Below are 17,487 nucleotides of genomic sequence, written 5' to 3'. Positions count from 1 at the left end.
TGCCCCTCCTTACTTGCGCGGCAGGCCAAGCATACGCTCGGCAATGATGTTGCGCTGAATCTCGTTCGAACCCGCATAGATCGGGCCAGCGAGCGAGAAGATATAATCATCCATCCAGTCGTAGGAGGCCGCATCGGGCGCTTCCTGCGTCAGTTCCGCCTGCGGGCCAAGAATGCCCAGTGCGGTTTCCGTCAGATGGATGTCCATTTCCGACCAGAAGATCTTGTTGGTCGATGCTTCCGGCCCGATTTTCGCCCCTGCCATCAGGCGCGACGCCGTCTGGTAAATGTTCAGAGCATAAGCTTCCGCATTCATGAACGCGCGCACGACATCGGCTTCGAGTGCCGGATCAGCGCTATCCCTGTTGGCTTCCCACAGTTCGGCAAGCCGGGCCGCCGCGACCTGATAGCGGGCGGGCGAACGCAGCATCAGACCGCGTTCAAAACCGGCTGTCGCCATACAGATATGCCAGCCCTGCCCTTCATCACCGAGGCGATTGAACGCGGGAACGCGGACGTCTTCCAGGAAGATTTCTGCAAAACCGACATGGCCGTTGATCTTCTTGATCGCATTCACGGTCACGCCCGGCGCATTGAGCGGGAAGAAAATCAGGCTCATCCCATGGTGGCGTTCGGTGCCCGGTGCGCGGAACAGGCCGAAAGCCCAGTCCGCGAAGACCGCGCGGCTCGACCAGATCTTGTGGCCGTTCAGCACATATTCGTCACCATCGCGCACGGCCGTGGCGCGCACCCCGGCAAGATCGCTGCCGGCCTGCGGTTCGGACCATGCCTGGGCCCAGATTTCCTCACCCGAGGCCATCGGGGGGAGGAACCGGGCCTTCTGTTCGTGCGTGCCGAATTCCATCAGCGTCGGACCCAGCAGGAAAATACCGTTCTGGTTGACGCGGCCGGGCGCCCCGGCGCGGTAGTATTCTTCCTCGAAAATCAGCCACTGGATCAGGTCCACGCCCCGGCCGCCATATTCCTTCGGCCAGGTCACCATGCCCCAATCGCCCTGCTTCAGCGTCGCTTCCCACTGGCGGTGGGCTTCGAATCCTTCGCGCGTGGCGTCGTAATGTTCCAGCGGCTGTGCCGGGACATGCGCTTCGAGCCAGGCCCGCACTTCCGCGCGGAATGCCTGCTGTTCGGGAGTGTAGGTAAGATCCATCAGAACGACGCTGCCTTGCCGGTTTCCACGAAAGCGTCACGCGCCTTCTGGCTGTCTTCGTGCATGTACATTTCGAGCGTGAAGCCCTGTTCCCAACGATAACCGCGATCAACGTCGCGCGCTTCGAGACCGTTCAGCGCTTCCTTGGCGATGACCAGCGCCTTGCGCGACTTGGATGCGATCACCTTGCAGAATTCGCGCGCTTCGGTTTCGAGATCGGCACGGGGCACGACCTTTTCAACCGCGCCCAGACGATAGGCTTCCTGCGCCGGAATGTTGCCGCCAGTGAAGAAGGCTGCGCGCACTTTGTGCAACGGCAGCATACGCGACATGTGGCTTGCCCCACCCATCGCGCCGCGGTCAACTTCGGGCAGCGAGAAGTAGGCATCGTCGGCCGCGATGATCGTATCCGACCCGCCGCAAATGCCAATGCCACCGCCGATCACAAACTTGTGCACGGCGACCACAACGGGAATTTCCGCTTCGTGAATAGCTTTGAACGTCAGATAGTTACCACGGTTCAGGATCGTGATCCGTTCGGGGTGCGCCTGCATTTCCTTGATGTCCACACCACCGCAGAACCCGCGCCCTTCGGCACGGATCAGGATGACGTTCACGTCCGGATTGCGGGCGGCCTCGTTGATGATCCCGGGGATCGACATCCAGGTGGCGCTGTCGAATGCATTGACCGGCGGCACGTCGAAGACGATTTCGGCGATGCGGTCCTTGATGGTCGTTGTAATCGGCATCTCTATCTCCTCACGCGCCAGCGGCGCACAGTGCCTGCAAACGTTCGTCCGCCTCGGCCACGATCCGGTCGATCAGTTCCTGGCAGCTCGGAATTTCATTGATGCGTCCGCCCACCACGCCGGTGGCCATGACGCCGTTCTCGATATCGCCGTCCACGACAGCCTTCTGGATCAGCATCGGCATGGTCGCGGCCATCATCGCCTGCTTCAGCGGCATGGCGCCATGCGAGGTCATGCCCTTGGCCGACTTGATCAGTTCGATCCACGATGCGCCGGTCTGCTTCTTCATCGCAAGGCTGGCTTCGATCGCGCGGCCCCACATGCCCAGCTTGCCGGACTTTTCGATGCGATCCATCAGTTTCGAACGGACCATGCGCTGCGGAATGCCGTCGAGCTTGGTGGTCAGCACGATCCCGTCGGTCGAGGCGCGCAGATATTCGCCCTTGGTGGTATCGGGAACCGGGCTTTCCTTGGTCAGCAGGAAACGGGTACCCATGGCAATGCCCACCGCGCCATAGGCCAGCGCCGCCGCCAGACCGCGCCCGTCGGCGAATCCCCCGCTGGCGATCACCGGCACCTGCACGGTATCAAGCACTTGCGGCAACAACACCGTGGTCGGCACCGAACCGGTATGCCCACCGCCTTCGCCGCCCTGCACGCTGACCATGTCAACACCCAGTTCGACCATTTTCTGCGCGTGTTTCACCGCACCCACGGTCGGAATGCACAGGATGCCCGCATCGCGGAAGCGGCCGATCATCTTGGCGTTCGGGCCACGCCCGAAACTGACCGCACGCACCTGATCCTTGTTTTCGATGATCAGGTCGACGATCTTGTCCGCGCCGGGCTGGAACGAATGGAAGTTCACCCCGAACGGACGGTCCGTGCCGCGGCGCACCTGCAGCAGCTTCTCACGCGCTTCATCCGGCGTCATCACCGCCGCGCCAAGAAACCCGAACGCACCGGCATTGGACGATCCGATCACCAGGCTCGGTTCCGCCACCCAGCCCATCGCCGTCTGGATGATCGGCACGCGGCAGCCCAGACGTTCCACCAAAATCGTGTTCAATGCGTTGTTCATTATTCGCTATCCGTATTCTTGGCGGCAGACTTGTTCGCTGCGGCCATCGACTTCGCATCCATGCCGCCGAGGCTGTTCGACGAGAGCAGGTCGCTCTGCGCATGGGCGAAGTGATGCATGTGGAAATGAGCGTCAGTGGCGCTGCGCTTGCCCCGCAGTTCCTCGACGTGATTAAGCGCCTGCTTGGTCAGCCAGTTGCCGAGACGCGGACGGCTGGCCAGCTCCTCACCCAACTGCTGCACATCGTTCAGCAGGTTTTCACGCGTGGTCAGACGATTGACCATGCCGAAATTGTAGGCCCGTTCCGCCGGAAGACGTTCGCCCAGCAGGATAAATTCCTTGGCGATGCGCGGCGGCAGTTCGAAACCGTGTGCAAAGTATTCCACGCCGGGAATCCCCATGCGGTTCACCGGGTCCTGGAAAAAGGCATCATCGGTCGCAACGATGATATCGCAGACCCAGGCCAGCATCAGCCCACCTGCAACGCAGGCCCCCTGCACCGCGGCAATCGTCGGCTTGGGCACATCGCGCCACCGGCGGCACATGGTGAGGTAGACCTCATGCTCACGCGTGTAGAGGAATTCGACACCCGGCTTGTTGGTGTGATCGGGGAACAGGCCAACCCGGTCCCAACTGGCGGTCACATCGCGGCCCGGCGTGCCGATATCGTGTCCGGCGGAAAAGTGTTTCCCTTCCCCACGCAGCACGATCGCACGCACCGCATCGTCATCAACGGCACGGCGAAACGCGGCATCCAGCGCATATGTCATCTGGCTGTTTTGCGCGTTGTTAAACTGCGGGCGGTTGAGGATGATATGCGCAACCGGCCCGACCACTTCATAGCGGACGGGCTCGTCAGTTTCGTAAACGATATCAGCCTTGGGCGTTTCGACCAGGCGATCCAGTTCGTTCATGAATTTCTCCAGGCCGCAGGACGTTCGAATGCCCTGCGGCTGTCTTCTCGATCAAGCCTTCACAATCACCGACGATCCGTGGCCGAACAAGCCCTGGTTTGCCGTGATACCAACTTTCGCGCCCTGCACCTGTCGATCGCCCGACTGGCCGCGCAGCTGCCAGGTCAGTTCGCAAACCTGCGCGATCGCCTGTGCCGGAACCGCTTCGCCAAAGCAGGCCAGACCACCGGAGGGATTGATCGGGATACGTCCGCCGATACGCGTCGCACCGTCACGGACCAGCCCCGCCGCATCACCGCGCGCGCAAAGCTGGAGATCTTCCATCCAGTCCATTTCGAGCGCGGTCGAAAGGTCGTAGACTTCGGCAACAGAAATGTCTTCAGGGCCAATCCCGGCTTCTTCGTAGGCCTTGCGCGGCAGAGCGGCGCGGAAACTGTGCGCATCCATCGCCACTGCGCTATCCGTCGCCAGATCGGGCATTTCGATCACAGCCGAAGCAAACGTCGGCGTCACTGTCGAAATCGCGGCAACACGCGGGGCGTTCGCCTTGCCGATCTTGCGGGCATAATCCAGGCTGCACACGATCAGCGCCGCGCCGCCATCGGATGTCGCGCAGATATCCATCAGCCGCAGCGGATCGGCGACCATCGCGGACGCCGCCACGTCTTCCATGGTAAACTGCTTGCGATACCGCGCCTTGGGATTGGTGAAGCCGTGTTCGGCGTTCTTCACTTTGACCCGCGCGAAATCTTCCTGCGTATCGCCGTAGATTTCCATCCGGCGGCGCGCATAGAGCGCGAAATAGGTGGGATTGGTGATGCCAACGCGGAAACGGACCCAATCGGGATCGTCGGGGCGTTCCCCCTTTGCCGGGGCGAGGAAGCCCTTCGGCGTCGTATCTGCACCGATGACCAGAGCAACTTCGGCCTGACCCGACAGAATCTTGGCGCGTGCAGCGGCCAGTGCCTGCGAACCCGATGCACAGGCGGCATAGCTGGTGTTCACTTCAGCGCCCTGCCAGCCGAGCGCCTGCGCGAACGTGGCGCCAGCAACATAGCCGGGATAGCCGCAGCGCATCGTGGCTGCACCCGAAACGAAGTCTACATCAGTCCAAGCGATACCGGCATCCGCCAGTGCCTCGCGCGCGGCTTCGACGCCATATTCGGTGAACTTGCGGCCCCATTTGCCCCAGGGGTGCATACCCGCGCCGATAATTGCGATTTCCTGCGTCATGCCACGGGCTTCCACTTCCAGGTCAGCTTGCCTTCGGGTTCCACCGCATCGGGGATGGTTTCGATGACAAGTTCCATTTCGAGACCAGCCTTGAGCTGCTCGACGCCGACGCCCTCGACCACTTGGCCGAGGACGATCATCTTCTCTTTTTCGAGTTCGACAGCCGCAATCGCGTAAGGCTCGAACGGCTCTTTCGCGATATACGGCTCCGGCGGCTTGTAGCAGGCATTGGTAAAGGACCACAGCTTGCCCGTTCGTGAAAGCTCAACGCCTTCAAACTGCGAACAGTCACAGTCGGGATTACGGCAGAACCCTTCCACAGCCGGGAAGTAGAACGTGCCGCATTTGACACAGCGCGACCCCAGAAGGGCCGGTTTATCGCCGGTCGTGAAAAATCCCTCGAGTACGGGCTTCGCTGCTTGCATCATGCAGTCCTTTTCGCCGGCGGGTTGTCCTTGATCACGGTCGCACGAATGTTGTGCGGATCAAGCTGTGCGATGATTTCGAGCTGTTCTGCAGTCGGCATCGGGGTCTCTGCAAGATCGCCCTTCTCCAGTTCGAAGCCGGTGGCTTCCTGCACTTCCTCGAACGTCACACCCGGGTGCAACGAGACGACGCGAATGGCGTTGTCCTTGCCACCGAAATCCATCACGGCAAGGTTCGTGACGATGACACGCAGGTCAACGCCCGAGTAGTTGCCGCCCGCCACGCGCTTGGCCGGATTGTAACCCACACCCGAAATCATATCGACTTCGCCCGGCACAAACACGCGTGCGCTGTGTGCGGGGAAGAAGAACGAGTTGATGTGGTAGATCGTGTTGCCCGGGAACCCGCGCACACCCAGCATCTGCGTCTTCGGCTTGTCGTAGGTACCGCCCATGAAGGACAGGTTGATCTGGCCAAAACGGTCGAGCTGGGTCGGCGTCACCATAGCGTGACGACGGCCGGTCCATACCGCGCTGTCGAAGAAGCGCGAGAACGGCAGATAACCCGAACGCTTGCGATCGTCATAACCACGCGGACCGATCGGCACGGGCTGTTCGACCAGATAGGCTTCGCTATCGGTCATCATCAGTTCCGGGCCGTGCGTCAGCTTGGCAAGACCAGCCGCCAGGCGCGGCACGGGGCCAACGCCGCTGGCAAGGATTTCACCATTGTTACGGAAAGCTTCCGAGCATGCAACGATGCACAGTTCAGTCAAAGATACGTCAGTCATCAGAATATCGGCAACGGAAGACCCGCCACCGCCTCCTTTCCGCCAATGCTTTCCAGATAGGCTTCTTCGCTCGCACCCACGAAACGATCAGCCACAGCCGCCCAGTCGCCCGGATCCTTCGCCGCAGCGGCGTAGGCCTTGAACGCCTTCATGTCCCAACCATAGTGCGGGGGCATGGAAGTCGGGTGCGCACCATACTGCATGTGCACCACGCCCGAGATGAAGCAGCGCTCGATCACGTTGGCGTGCACGTCCGCTTCGTAATGGTCTTCGATCTTGTCGACCAGTTCTTCACACGAAATGAAGGTCTTGGCCGCTGCCTTGGCGAACCATTCATCGTAATATGAATCGGGGCCAAGCAGTTGGATGTTGCCACGCCAGTCGCTGCGATTGGCGTGGAGCAGGGCCACGTCCAGCTTCAGCGCCGGCATGGCGATCAGGGTTTCGCCATCGTCATAAGGCGACTTGACCGTCTTGAGACCGCCAAGTTCAGCCAGATCGGTGCCGAGACCGATACGGGTGGGCAGGAACGGCAGGCCGAAAGCCGCCGCCTTGAGGCCCCACTGGAACATGCCTTCGTCGAGTTCGAGAACTTCGATTTCAGCATTTTCGCGTGCCTTGCGGAACCAGGGCTCCAGCGGAATGGCGTCGAGCGAAACGAAAGCGAAAATCAGCTTCTTCACTTTGCCCGCCGCGCACAGCATGCCGACATCGGCGCCGCCGTAGGCCACAACAGTGAGGTCCTTCACATCCGAACGGAGGAGTTCGCGCACAAGCCCCATGGGCTTGCGACGCGGCCCCCAGCCGCCGATGCCGATGGTCATGCCATCCTTTATCTGCGCGACGATATCCGCCGCGCTCATCCGCTTGTCTAACATTCGCTTACCTTCTTCAGAAAATCAGCTTGCGAACAGCGAGGCTTAGCCCTGCTGTTCCTCCATGGCCTTTTGCCAGGCCCACAGATGCCCCCACTCACTCGGTTGGAGGTGAGCGGTGGGCTCCCAGGACTCTGGTTCGATCACCAGAGGATCGGTACCGATCTCCAAGTCAAACCCGCCCGGCGTCTGCATGTAGAAACCGAAGGTCTGGTCGTTGACGTGGCGGCCCAGCGTCGCGCTTTCCGGCACCTTGGCCGCACGCATACGATCGTGGCACTTGCCCACATCGGAAATGCTCTTCATTTCGAGCATCAGGTGAATACAACCCGACGGCGGCTGCGGCATTTCGCCGATCGCAATCGAGTGGTGACGGCCATTGTCCGCATGCATGAACGCCATGCCCATGCCCGGATCGTTCGGGTCATCGCTGAAATGGAAACGCGGAATATCGGTGTCGTGGAAACCGACGACATTGCGATAGAAATCATGCGTTTCATCATAGTTCGGCGCAGCAAACACCGCATGCCCCATCCCCATGTCGCCCGTCACGAAGCCTTCGACACCGATCGGCGAAACAAACGCGACGTTATCGCGCGTATCGCCGTAGAAGAATTCCAGGCCATTGCCAGCCGGATCGGATGTGCGGAAGAATGCGGTGACGCCGCGTACTTTCGCGTCTTCAGCCGAACCGTCCTCGACAGGACGGCCAGCAGCAGCAATTCCGGCCTTGAGCGCATCAAATGCCGCCACATCCGCAACTTCGTAACCGGCTGCGATGAAGCGTTCATCGGCACCGGGGCGAATCCAGAAACGGAACGGGCGATCATCGACCCGATAAAAGGCCGCGCCATCCGGCGCGCCATCGCCGCGCATAACGCCAACCACGTCGGTCATGAAGTGATCCCAATCCGCCATTTTTGCGGATTCCACGATCACATATCCAAGCGCCTTTACTCCCATGACGTCAGTCTCCTTTCAGCAATTCGAGGAAATACGGACGTTCGCCGCCACCATCGACATTTACACGAGCACCGCTGACCCATTGGGCAAGGTCAGAACACAGCCACATAACAGCACCAGCGGCGTCCGAGCCCGACCCCATACGCTGGAGCGGCATGGCCTTGCCCAGCGTTTCCTGCGCCTCGGCATCGCCATAGGTCGCCTCGGTCGTTTCCGTGGCCATCAACCCCAGAATGATAGCATTGACCCGGATTTTGTCAGGCCCCCACTCGGCCGCAAGGCTTTGCGTCAGATTGAGCAGACCCGCCTTGGCCGCACCATAGGCCGCAGTGCCCGGCGAAGGACGAATGCCCGAAACGCTGGCAATGTTGACAATGCTGCCACCGCCCTGCGCCTTCATGGCCGGATAGGCCGCCTGCGACAGATACATGGCGGAACTGAGGTTAAGCTTGATGATCGCATCGAAGAAACGCGGACTTGCCGTCGCCGCTTCGGTATTTGGCGAGCCACCCGCGTTGTTGATCAGGAAATCAAGCCGCCCATGCTTTTCCACCACAGCATCAACGAAAGCCTTCGCCTGATCGGGATCGCGGATGTCCGCTGCATGAAAGGACACGCCTTCAGGCAGATCGGCAGGCTCGTTCCGGCCACAAATTTCGACCTTGCACCCCGCCTGGGCCATGGTTGCAGCGATGATGCGCCCGATGCCACGGGTACCACCCGTTACAATGGCAACGCATCCTGTGAGATCAACGGCAATCTTGCCCGGCAACAGCTTCTCTCCCTAATGTTGACGCCGCATTCTGCGACATGAAATAAGGTATGGATATAGCAGATTCGAAAACACCCATATCCAAAGCCAACATGCTTTTCAATTGACGATTTGCGTATCACATGGCACAAAAAATTACGAATGCTTCGTCGTTAAGCCCTGTCTGATTCGAGCTATATTGGGAGAGACACAAAGATGGCTTCTGCTGTGCCGTCCACCACCATTCCTACACATGAAGAACTCGTTGCGCGCGCCCGCGCGATGGTTCCCGTGCTTAAGGAACGTGCCCGCAAATGTGTCGCGGAACGCGATGTGCCGACTGAAACAATTGCAGAAATGCAGGAAGCCGGCTTCTTTCGCATTCTCCAGCCGAAGCGCTGGGGCGGTTACGAAATGAACCCCAACGTGTTCTACGACGTCCAGAAGACACTGGCCGAAGGCTGCATGTCGACCGGCTGGATGTACGGCGTCGTCGGCTGCCACCCTTATGAACTCGCGCTGTTCCACAACGAAGCACAGGAAGAAGTATGGGGCAAGGACACGTCCATACTGGCGTCTTCCAGCTATCAGCCTGTCGGCAAGGTAACCCGCGTCGAAGGCGGTTTCCGCCTGTCCGGCCGCTGGGGCTTCTCAACCGGTTCGGTCCACTGCCAGTGGGTCATTCTCGGCGCGATGGTCCCCCCCGCTGAAGAAGGCGGCCCGCCGGACATGCGCGCTTTCCTGCTGCCGCGCAGCGATTACACTATCGATCGCGACGCATGGCATGTGTTCGGCCTTCAGGGCACCGGCAGCCATGACGTGATTGTCGACGATGTCTTCGTCCCCGAATATCGCACCCACCGTTCGGTGGATGGTTTCCTCTGCACCAATCCGGGGCAGAAGGAAAATAATGGCCCGCTCTACACTCTTCCCTGGGCGCAGGTCTTCACCCGTTCCGTTTCGACTGCTGCGTTCGGTGGCGCCCGTGCCGTGGTCAACGGTGCGATCGCGATTATGCAGAATCGCGTGTCGACCAACACCGGCAAGGCATCGAAGGCCGATCCGTTCCTGCATGAAGCCATTGCCCGCGCCCATGCGCAGATCACCGAGATGGAAAATACGCTCCGCCTCACCTTTGACGATCTGATGAGCTATGCCGAACGTGGTGAACCGATCCCGATGGAGAAGCGTACGCTTTACGCCTACAATTCGGCTTCGGTTGTCCGGCGTCTCGCCGATCTGGCGGACGACATGGTCAAGTTGCTGGGTGGCCGCGCGATCTATATGTCGAGCGAAGTTATCCAGCCCTGGCTTGACCTGCACGCCGGTCGCGCGCACGTTGCCAACGATCCGAACAACCGCACGGCCGATGTCATCGGCGGCATTCTGGGTGAACCGCCTAGCTTCACCTTCCTCTAAGGAAAGACCCGATGGCCGATCTCAAAGAGGCAACCTATTCCGTTGCCGGTGGATACGATATTCACCTGAAGGAGGCCGGTTCCGGCCCTGCCGTGGTATTCATCCACGGCAGCGGCCCCGGGGCATCCGGCTCTTCCAATTTCCGGCGCAATATCGACGCTTTCGTCGATGCCGGTTTCCGTGTCATCCTGCCTGATCTTATCGGCTACGGCGCATCGTCGAAGCCCGAAGGCATCGACTACACGCTCGCACTCTTCACAGACACGCTTTACGATGCGCTGCGTCAGCACGGCGTGGACAAGGCGTCGCTGGTCGGCAACTCACTGGGCGGCGCAATCGCCATCCAGATGACGCTGGATCACCCGGAATTCAGCGAGAAACTGATCATGATGGCCCCCGGCGCGGTCGCCGAACAGGCCAGCTATTTCACGCTGCCCGGTATCGCAAAAATGCGTTCCGGGTTTGGCGGCCCGGATTTCAATCTCGAAGAACAGCGCCGCCTGATCGGCAACCTGATGCACCCCGATTCCGCGCATCTGATCTCCGATCAACTGGTGGCCGAACGCTTCGCCGTGGCCAGCACCCAGCCCAAGGATGTGCTGGTTCGGATGAAGACCCCGAACCTCGGGCCGCGACTGGGCGAGATTGCGCATCCGATTTTCGTATTCTGGGGCCTGAATGACGAGTTCTGCCCGGAAGAGCACAGCCGCCTGTTCCTTGAAGCCTGCCCTGACGTCCGCGCAATCACATTCGCGCGTTGCGGCCACTGGGTGCAGGTGGAACGGGCATCCGAGTTCAACAACTATTCGATTGATTTCCTGTCATGAGCAAAGCCGAAACCTATGGCCTTGAACTTTATGAAGCGCTCCGCGGCCGGCGCTCCGTCACCCCGCTGATCGACCGCGACAGCGATCTCACGATTGACGATGCCTATGCCATCAGCCTCGATTTCCTCGCCCGCCGGGTAAAGGACGGCGAGAAGGTCGTCGGCAAGAAGATCGGCGTTACGTCCAAGGCGGTGCAGGACATGCTGGGCGTGCACCAGCCCGACTTCGGTTTCCTGACCGACTGGATGTTCGTTGAAGGCGATATCGATGTCGATGCCAAGGCGTTGATCGCACCGCGCGCAGAGGCGGAAATCGCCTTCATCCTGAAGGACAGCCTGAACGGCCCCGGCGTCACTGCCGCTGACGTGATGGCCGCGACCGAAAGCATCGCCCCCTGCTTCGAAATCGTCGACAGCCGGATCAACGACTGGAAAATCAGCATTGTTGATACCGTGTCCGACAACGCCTCGTGCGGGGTCTATGTAATCGGCGACGCGCGGCTTGATCCGCGCGAATTCGATCTGCCCGGCCTTTATGTCGCCGTGACCAAGAACGGCGAACCGCTGTCCGAAGGGTATGGCAACGCGGTTCAGGGCGATCCGGCGCAGGCCGTCGCATGGCTGGCCAACACGCTGGGCGCCTATGGCGTTACGCTGAATGCGGGCGATGTGATCCTTTCCGGTTCGCTCGTCCCCCTCGCCCCGGCGGTGAAAGGCGATACCTTCGAGATGATCCTGAGCGACAAGAACCCGGCCGAAGGCGGCCGCGCGCTTGGCAATTGCGTCGCCCGGTTTGTCTAAGCCCGTTTGTGTAAGGAAACACTGATGTCACGAGTGAAGGCAGCGATTATCGGGTCGGGCAACATTGGCACCGATTTGATGATGAAGATGATCAAGAACCCGCAGAATATGGAACTGGTTGCGGTTGTTGGGATTGACGAGGCGAGCGAAGGTCTGGCGATGGCGCGTTCGCACGGGATTGCGACGACGCATGAAGGGATCGAGGGGCTGAAGAAGCTGTCGGTCTATCCTGAAATCGGGATCGCCTTCGATGCGACCAGCGCCTATGCCCACAAGGTTCATGACGAGGCGCTGCGCGCCGATGGCATTCAGGTGGTCGACCTGACGCCTGCCGCGATTGGCCCCTTCACCATTCCGCCGGTCAACATGACCGAGAACCTCGATGCGCCCAACGTCAACATGGTGACTTGCGGCGGGCAGGCGACGATCCCGATGGTCGCGGCCGTCAGCCGCGTGGCCAAGGTCCACTACGCAGAAATCGTCGCTTCGGTGTCCTCGCGTTCGGCAGGGCCGGGCACGCGTGCCAATATCGACGAGTTCACCCGCACCACGGCCAATGCCATCGAAAAGGTCGGCGGCGCGACCAAGGGCAAGGCGATCATCATTTTGAACCCTGCCGAACCGCCGATGATCATGCGCGATACGGTCTTCACGCTGTCGGAAGGCGCGGACGAAGAAGCGATCCGCCAGTCGGTCAAGGAGATGGCGGCCGAAGTGCAGAAGTACGTCCCCGGCTACCGTCTGAAGCAGGAAGTGCAGTTTGAACGCTTTGGCGACAACAACAAGCTGAAGATCCCCGGCATGGGCGAGTTCACCGGCATCAAGACGATGATCATGCTCGAAGTGGAAGGCGCAGGCGATTACCTGCCCAGCTATTCGGGCAATCTCGACATCATGACCGCGGCCGCCAAGGCCACGGGCGAACTGCTGGCACAGCGCCGTCTGGCTGCTGCGGCGAACGCTTGAGGAGATCCAGACAATGACCGGTAAACTCAACGTCGAAGCAGGCGACAAGCTTTACATCCAGGACGTGACGCTGCGCGATGGCATGCACGCCATCCGCCACATGTATGGCATCGATCACGTGCAGGCGATTGCCAGGGCGCTTGATCAGGCAGGCGTGGACGCAATCGAGGTGGCGCATGGCGACGGGCTTTCGGGCGCCAGCTTCAACTACGGCTTTGGCGCGCACATCGATTGGGAATGGATCGGTGCGGTGGCCGAAGTTCTGGAAAAGAGCGTTCTGACCACGCTGATCCTGCCCGGTGTGGGCACGGTGGAAGAACTGAAGCGCGCCTATGATCTGGGTGTGCGTTCGGTGCGCGTGGCAACGCATTGCACCGAAGCGGACGTATCGAAGCAGCATATCGGGATCGCGCGCGATCTGGGTATGGATGTCTCGGGCTTCCTGATGATGAGCCACATGATCGATGCCGAAGCACTGGCGCAGCAGGCGCTGCTGATGGAAAGCTACGGCGTGCAGTGCGTCTATGTGACGGACAGCGGCGGTGCGCTCGACATGGACGGGGTGCGTGATCGCCTTCAGGCCTATGACCGGGTACTGAAGCCGGAAACGCAGCGCGGCATCCACGCGCACCACAACCTCAGCCTCGGCGTGGCGAACTCGCTGGTGGCCGCGCAGGAAGGCGCGGTGCGTATCGACGCCAGCCTTGCCGGCATGGGTGCCGGTGCTGGCAATGCACCGCTGGAAGTGTTCATTGCGGCAGCGGATCGCAAGGGCTGGAACCATGGCTGCGATGTCATGGCGTTGATGGATGCGGCTGAAGACCTTGTCCGCCCGCTGCAGGACCGCCCGGTGCGGGTGGACCGCGAGACGCTGGCGCTGGGTTATGCCGGGGTCTACTCGAGCTTCCTGCGCCATGCGGAGAAGGCAGCCGAAACCTACGGCCTCGACACCCGCGCGATCCTCGTCGAACTCGGCCGCCGCAAGATGGTCGGCGGACAGGAAGACATGATCGTCGACGTCGCTCTCGATATGCTCAAAGAACAGGCAAACTGATCATTTAACGCCTGCAGGATGACTGACCGAATACGGCGGCATCCTGCAGGCATCTTATTGGGGAGGAACCGGAAATGAGCGTCGAACAGAATATCGCTGCGGTCGAGGCCTTTATCGCGGCCATGAACGCTGGTGATGTGGATGCGATCGTCAATGCCTATGCCGAGGACGGCAGCGTGACGACGATGGGCAACACCCTGATTTCGGGAACATTCGACAAGCCCACCATCACCATGGCGGCCGGCCGGATTTTCGAAGCCTTCCCCCAGGGCATCCAGTTCACGATCCATGCCATCACGGCACAGGGTGATCGCGTCGCTGTCGAAGCATCTTCAGTCGGCATGCACATTTCTGGCCAGGAATATCGCAACCAGTACCATTTCCTTGCGATCCTGCGTGACGGCAAGCTCGTCTCGTGGAAGGAATATTGCGACACGGAAATGATCACCAAAGTGCTGTGCGGTGGCCAGACGCCAGCGGCGGCATGATCAGCCCGCGCAACCACTGATACCACGGATGCAACCTCCCTGCGGGGGTACCACAAGAGGATTACATGACTGAGATTTCCCTGCACAAACCCTATCCCGCCGCCGAAGTGGCCAAGTGGGATTATGAAACCGATGTCGCCGTTATCGGTTTCGGGGCAACGGGCGCCTGTGCAGCAATCGAAGCGGCCACCGCTGGCGCCAAAGTCATGCTGTTCGACCGCAATTCCGGCAGCGGCGGCGCTTCGGCCCTTTCCGGCGGGGAAATCTACATCGGCGGCAATGGCGGCACCGATGCCCAGCGCGCCGCTGGCTTTGAAGACCGCACGGAAGATTTTGCGGCCTATCTCAAGGCGGCTGGTGGACCTTGCGCCGACGAGGCCAAGTGCGACCTCTATGCGCGTGAATCGCTGAACCATTACGAATGGCTCAAGGCACAAGGCGTGCCCTATCGCGGCAATTACCTGCCCGGCAAAGTGATCGAGCCGACGGACGATTCCACGCTGATCTGGTCGGGCAGCGAACAGGCGGAACCGTTCCGTTCCCTTGCCAAGCCTGCCCCGCGCGGGCATGTGATCCAGCATATGGGCTGGGGCGGCGGTCGCCCGCTGGTCGATATTCTCGAAGCCAGTGCCCGCAAACTGGGTGTCGACATCGTCGTCGATGCGCGCGCAGTTGCCCTGATCCGCGATGGCGATACCATCTGCGGCGTGGTGATGCGCATCGACAACGAAAACCGCTTCATCAAGGCGAATAAGGGTGTGGTCCTCGCCACTGGCGGCTTTGTCATGAACGAGGACATGCGCCGCCGCTATTGCCCCGAGACGTTCAAGATCAACAGCCCGATCGGCGACAAGGACGATGGATCGGGCATTGAACTGGGCATTGGCGCGGGTGGCGATGCCGTGCACATGGAACAGTTCTTCACGACCTGCCCCTGGACGATCCCCGAACCGCAGGCCTACGGCGTTTTCGTCAACGAGGCCGGGCAGCGTTTCATCAACGAGGATTGCTATCACGGCCGCGTCAGCCGTTTTGCGTTCGACCAGCTTGGCCGCCGGGTTTACCTGCTGCTCGACATGGCACACTTCGATCAACCGCTGGAACTGGCCGGGATTTCGATCGCCGGTACCGGGGAAACCTGGGAAGAGGTTGAACAGGAGCTGGAAATGGCAGCGGGAACGCTGAGCCAGACCATGGCGTTCTACAACAAGCACGCCGCGGAAGGGAAAGACCCGCTGTTCCACAAGCAGCAACCGATCCTGACCCCGCTGGATCAGGGGCCATTCGTCGCGCTCGAACTGAATTTCGAACATTCCTATTTCAGCTTCTTCACGCTGGGCGGACTGCGGACCTCCACCGATGGCGAAGTCCTCGACCACACAGGCGCGCCAGTTCCCGGCCTTTATGCCGCAGGCCGTTGCACATCCGGCCTTCCGGCATGGGGACACGGTTACAGTTCGGGGATGAGCCTGGCGGATTGCACCTTCTTCGGCCGTCAGGCCGGGCGCAAGGCGGCCAGCGCCTGATCGCGCGCGCGACAGGGCACGGCTGATGATACTCGAAGGCAAGGTTGTTATTGTTACCGGCGCAGGCCCGGGCATGGGCCGGGCACTGTGTCTGGGCGCGGCACGCGAGGGGGCGAAAGTGGTCGTCTCCGCGCGTTCGGTCGATGCGATCCACGCCCTGCGCGACGAAATCGTTGCCGCAGGCGGTGAAGCCATTGCGGTCCCCTGCGATGTTTCGGAAACGGACCAGTGCCGCAATCTTGCCGCACAGACACTGGCCCAGTGGGGGCGGATCGATGGGCTGGTCAATTCGGCCTATTATCACCCACCCTGGACACCGTTGCACGAAGCGGATCTGGACAAAGTTACGCGCGTGATGAACGTAAACGCGCTGGGCAGCCTGCGCATGGCCCAGGCGGTCATCCCCGCGATGATCGGGCAGACATCCGGCTCCATCGTAAACGTATCCACGATCGCCACCCGCAAATGCAATCCGGGCGAAGGCGGCTACGCCATGGCCAAGGCAGCGGTTAACCAGATGTCCCGGCAACTGGCCGGTGAACTGACGGGCACCGGCATCCGCGTCAACACCGCGCTGATGGGCTGGATGGACGGCGCATCACTGGACGCCTTCTTTGCTTCGATGGGCGATGCCGGCGGCCGGCTGCGAAAACAGCGTGCATCGGAAATCCCCGTGGGGCACATTCCCCGCGACGCGGATTGCGCCAAAGCAATTTACTTCTTGCTGTCCGACTATGCGAGCGAAGTGACCGGCGCATCGCTCGACGTCAACGGTGGCGACTGGATGGCACCCTGAGGGAGATACGAACGATGGAAATGCTCGACTGGATGAAACAGGCCAAAACGCTGGCCGAAGACCCTGTAAGCGGTTTCGATCCCAATGCCGTGACCGAAAGCGTCACGGTGGAGATCAACGCCCCTGCCCGGATCGTGTGGGATATCCTGTGCGATATGCCCCGCTACAACGAATGGAATCCGTTCTGCGTGAAGGCGGTATCCGATCTGCAAATCGGTTCACCGGTCGAAATGCGGCTGATGAACTACGCCTCGCCCGGGTCGATCGTACCCAATCTGGAATACGTGTGCGCGGTGGAAAAGGAACGCATGGTTTCCTGGGAAATGCACCACACCGATGCATGGCCCTATCCCGCGCGGCGCGATCAGGTGATCACCCCCACCGGGCCCAATTCCTGCCGCTATTATTCGACGGATGCCTTCCTCGGCAACAACGGCATCCACGTGTACAACTTTGCCGGGCCGTGGGTGAAACGCGGATTTGACGACAGTGCTTATGCCCTGAAGGCACGCGCCGAAGAATTCTTCGCCGCAGAAAGCTGATCTGACACGGGAACGCAGGCGGACAAGGGTAGCAATTCGCGCCATATTCCGCCTGCCTCTCCCCACCAGCCTTGCCCCCCGCTTGTGACCTTTTGTGCCGGGCCGTAAGCCCCGCGCAAA

General features: G+C 60.8%; 19 protein-coding genes. 9 read left to right on the top strand and 10 right to left on the bottom strand.

The genetic code is table 11. From position 1 onward, the window contains the following. Positions 1 to 9 precede the first annotated feature (9 nt). The 10 genes from EGO55_RS13740 to EGO55_RS13695 are packed head-to-tail and all read right to left on the bottom strand — an operon-like array spanning position 10 to position 8,970. Positions 10 to 1,167, bottom strand: coding sequence for an acyl-CoA dehydrogenase (locus EGO55_RS13740; protein WP_021688813.1), 1,158 nt, complete (start codon positions 1,165 to 1,167; stop codon positions 10 to 12). Next, a complete protein-coding gene (locus tag EGO55_RS13735) occupies positions 1,167 to 1,916 on the bottom strand; it encodes an enoyl-CoA hydratase family protein (RefSeq protein ID WP_021688814.1) in 750 nt (249 codons plus the stop codon). The genes EGO55_RS13740 and EGO55_RS13735 overlap by 1 nt, the downstream gene beginning before the upstream one ends. 10 nt (positions 1,917 to 1,926) lie before the next feature. Further along, positions 1,927 to 2,997 carry an NAD(P)H-dependent flavin oxidoreductase gene (locus tag EGO55_RS13730; protein WP_021688815.1) on the bottom strand — a complete coding sequence of 357 codons (1,071 nt, stop codon included), beginning with the start codon at positions 2,995 to 2,997 and terminating at the stop codon, positions 1,927 to 1,929. Further along, positions 2,997 to 3,911, bottom strand: coding sequence for an enoyl-CoA hydratase (locus EGO55_RS13725; protein ID WP_021688816.1), 915 nt, complete (start codon positions 3,909 to 3,911; stop codon positions 2,997 to 2,999). The genes EGO55_RS13730 and EGO55_RS13725 overlap by 1 nt, the downstream gene beginning before the upstream one ends. Before the next feature lie 51 nt (positions 3,912 to 3,962). Then, the gene (locus EGO55_RS13720; protein WP_021688817.1) at positions 3,963 to 5,144 is read right to left on the bottom strand and encodes a lipid-transfer protein; all 1,182 of its coding nucleotides are present in this window, start codon (positions 5,142 to 5,144) and stop codon (positions 3,963 to 3,965) included. Then, positions 5,141 to 5,569: a Zn-ribbon domain-containing OB-fold protein gene (locus EGO55_RS13715; RefSeq protein ID WP_210766534.1), complete on the bottom strand. Its 429-nt coding sequence runs from the start codon at positions 5,567 to 5,569 to the stop codon at positions 5,141 to 5,143. The genes EGO55_RS13720 and EGO55_RS13715 overlap by 4 nt, the downstream gene beginning before the upstream one ends. Further along, positions 5,569 to 6,360 carry a CoA-transferase subunit beta gene (locus EGO55_RS13710; protein ID WP_021688819.1) on the bottom strand — a complete coding sequence of 264 codons (792 nt, stop codon included), beginning with the start codon at positions 6,358 to 6,360 and terminating at the stop codon, positions 5,569 to 5,571. Before EGO55_RS13710 ends, EGO55_RS13715 begins: the two co-directional genes overlap by 1 nt. Next, positions 6,360 to 7,238, bottom strand: a complete 879-nt coding sequence (locus EGO55_RS13705) for a CoA transferase subunit A (RefSeq protein ID WP_021688820.1) — start codon at positions 7,236 to 7,238, stop codon at positions 6,360 to 6,362. The genes EGO55_RS13710 and EGO55_RS13705 overlap by 1 nt, the downstream gene beginning before the upstream one ends. Positions 7,239 to 7,280: 42 nt before the next feature. Then, positions 7,281 to 8,198 (bottom strand): VOC family protein, encoded by a 918-nt coding sequence (locus EGO55_RS13700; protein WP_021688821.1) that lies wholly within the window; start codon positions 8,196 to 8,198, stop codon positions 7,281 to 7,283. 4 nt (positions 8,199 to 8,202) lie between these two features. After that, on the bottom strand, positions 8,203 to 8,970 hold the full coding sequence (locus EGO55_RS13695; RefSeq protein ID WP_021688822.1) for an SDR family oxidoreductase: 768 nt from the start codon (positions 8,968 to 8,970) through the stop codon (positions 8,203 to 8,205). Between the two features lie 195 nt (positions 8,971 to 9,165). Between EGO55_RS13695 and EGO55_RS13690 the strand changes: the two genes are divergently transcribed. The 9 genes from EGO55_RS13690 to EGO55_RS13650 all read left to right on the top strand — a co-directional run bounded on the left by EGO55_RS13690 (position 9,166) and on the right by EGO55_RS13650 (position 17,367). Further along, positions 9,166 to 10,368 carry an acyl-CoA dehydrogenase family protein gene (locus tag EGO55_RS13690; protein ID WP_021688823.1) on the top strand — a complete coding sequence of 401 codons (1,203 nt, stop codon included), beginning with the start codon at positions 9,166 to 9,168 and terminating at the stop codon, positions 10,366 to 10,368. 11 nt (positions 10,369 to 10,379) lie between these two features. Next, positions 10,380 to 11,195: an alpha/beta fold hydrolase gene (locus EGO55_RS13685; RefSeq protein ID WP_021688824.1), complete on the top strand. Its 816-nt coding sequence runs from the start codon at positions 10,380 to 10,382 to the stop codon at positions 11,193 to 11,195. Then, a complete protein-coding gene (locus tag EGO55_RS13680; RefSeq protein ID WP_021688825.1) occupies positions 11,192 to 11,995 on the top strand; it encodes a fumarylacetoacetate hydrolase family protein in 804 nt (267 codons plus the stop codon). Before EGO55_RS13685 ends, EGO55_RS13680 begins: the two co-directional genes overlap by 4 nt. A gap of 24 nt (positions 11,996 to 12,019) precedes the next feature. Continuing rightward, positions 12,020 to 12,961 carry an acetaldehyde dehydrogenase (acetylating) gene (locus tag EGO55_RS13675; protein ID WP_124916680.1) on the top strand — a complete coding sequence of 314 codons (942 nt, stop codon included), beginning with the start codon at positions 12,020 to 12,022 and terminating at the stop codon, positions 12,959 to 12,961. Positions 12,962 to 12,974: 13 nt separating this feature from the next. Further along, complete coding sequence (gene dmpG / locus EGO55_RS13670; RefSeq protein WP_124916791.1) at positions 12,975 to 14,015, top strand: 4-hydroxy-2-oxovalerate aldolase; 1,041 nt, start codon at positions 12,975 to 12,977, stop codon at positions 14,013 to 14,015. Between the two features lie 74 nt (positions 14,016 to 14,089). Continuing rightward, on the top strand, positions 14,090 to 14,503 hold the full coding sequence (locus EGO55_RS13665) for a nuclear transport factor 2 family protein (protein ID WP_021690466.1): 414 nt from the start codon (positions 14,090 to 14,092) through the stop codon (positions 14,501 to 14,503). A 65-nt stretch (positions 14,504 to 14,568) separates the two neighbouring features. After that, entirely contained in the window at positions 14,569 to 16,029 is a 1,461-nt protein-coding gene (locus EGO55_RS13660; RefSeq protein WP_021690465.1) for an FAD-dependent oxidoreductase, read from the top strand. 25 nt (positions 16,030 to 16,054) lie between these two features. After that, the gene (locus EGO55_RS13655; protein WP_021690464.1) at positions 16,055 to 16,825 is read left to right on the top strand and encodes an SDR family oxidoreductase; all 771 of its coding nucleotides are present in this window, start codon (positions 16,055 to 16,057) and stop codon (positions 16,823 to 16,825) included. A 14-nt stretch (positions 16,826 to 16,839) separates the two neighbouring features. Beyond that, the gene (locus tag EGO55_RS13650) at positions 16,840 to 17,367 is read left to right on the top strand and encodes an SRPBCC domain-containing protein (RefSeq protein ID WP_021690463.1); all 528 of its coding nucleotides are present in this window, start codon (positions 16,840 to 16,842) and stop codon (positions 17,365 to 17,367) included. The last annotated feature ends 120 nt before the right edge of the window (positions 17,368 to 17,487 follow it).

The organism is Caenibius tardaugens NBRC 16725 (assembly GCF_003860345.1).
Taxonomy (GTDB): Bacteria; Pseudomonadota; Alphaproteobacteria; order Sphingomonadales; family Sphingomonadaceae; genus Caenibius; species Caenibius tardaugens.
The sequence above is the reverse complement of the archived record's forward strand: the minus strand, read 5'-3'. Positions and strand labels throughout refer to the sequence as shown.

Coding starts and splice junctions, on each gene's coding strand:
- EGO55_RS13675 (WP_124916680.1), top strand. CDS start 12,020: ATGTCACGAGTGAAGGCAGCGATTATCGGGTCGGGCAACATTGGCACC.
- EGO55_RS13720 (WP_021688817.1), bottom strand. CDS start 5,144: ATGACGCAGGAAATCGCAATTATCGGCGCGGGTATGCACCCCTGGGGC.
- EGO55_RS13710 (WP_021688819.1), bottom strand. CDS start 6,360: ATGACTGACGTATCTTTGACTGAACTGTGCATCGTTGCATGCTCGGAA.
- dmpG (WP_124916791.1), top strand. CDS start 12,975: ATGACCGGTAAACTCAACGTCGAAGCAGGCGACAAGCTTTACATCCAG.
- EGO55_RS13705 (WP_021688820.1), bottom strand. CDS start 7,238: ATGTTAGACAAGCGGATGAGCGCGGCGGATATCGTCGCGCAGATAAAG.
- EGO55_RS13650 (WP_021690463.1), top strand. CDS start 16,840: ATGGAAATGCTCGACTGGATGAAACAGGCCAAAACGCTGGCCGAAGAC.
- EGO55_RS13655 (WP_021690464.1), top strand. CDS start 16,055: ATGATACTCGAAGGCAAGGTTGTTATTGTTACCGGCGCAGGCCCGGGC.
- EGO55_RS13740 (WP_021688813.1), bottom strand. CDS start 1,167: ATGGATCTTACCTACACTCCCGAACAGCAGGCATTCCGCGCGGAAGTG.
- EGO55_RS13725 (WP_021688816.1), bottom strand. CDS start 3,911: ATGAACGAACTGGATCGCCTGGTCGAAACGCCCAAGGCTGATATCGTT.
- EGO55_RS13690 (WP_021688823.1), top strand. CDS start 9,166: ATGGCTTCTGCTGTGCCGTCCACCACCATTCCTACACATGAAGAACTC.
- EGO55_RS13680 (WP_021688825.1), top strand. CDS start 11,192: ATGAGCAAAGCCGAAACCTATGGCCTTGAACTTTATGAAGCGCTCCGC.
- EGO55_RS13730 (WP_021688815.1), bottom strand. CDS start 2,997: ATGAACAACGCATTGAACACGATTTTGGTGGAACGTCTGGGCTGCCGC.
- EGO55_RS13715 (WP_210766534.1), bottom strand. CDS start 5,569: ATGCAAGCAGCGAAGCCCGTACTCGAGGGATTTTTCACGACCGGCGAT.
- EGO55_RS13685 (WP_021688824.1), top strand. CDS start 10,380: ATGGCCGATCTCAAAGAGGCAACCTATTCCGTTGCCGGTGGATACGAT.
- EGO55_RS13660 (WP_021690465.1), top strand. CDS start 14,569: ATGACTGAGATTTCCCTGCACAAACCCTATCCCGCCGCCGAAGTGGCC.
- EGO55_RS13735 (WP_021688814.1), bottom strand. CDS start 1,916: ATGCCGATTACAACGACCATCAAGGACCGCATCGCCGAAATCGTCTTC.
- EGO55_RS13665 (WP_021690466.1), top strand. CDS start 14,090: ATGAGCGTCGAACAGAATATCGCTGCGGTCGAGGCCTTTATCGCGGCC.
- EGO55_RS13700 (WP_021688821.1), bottom strand. CDS start 8,198: ATGGGAGTAAAGGCGCTTGGATATGTGATCGTGGAATCCGCAAAAATG.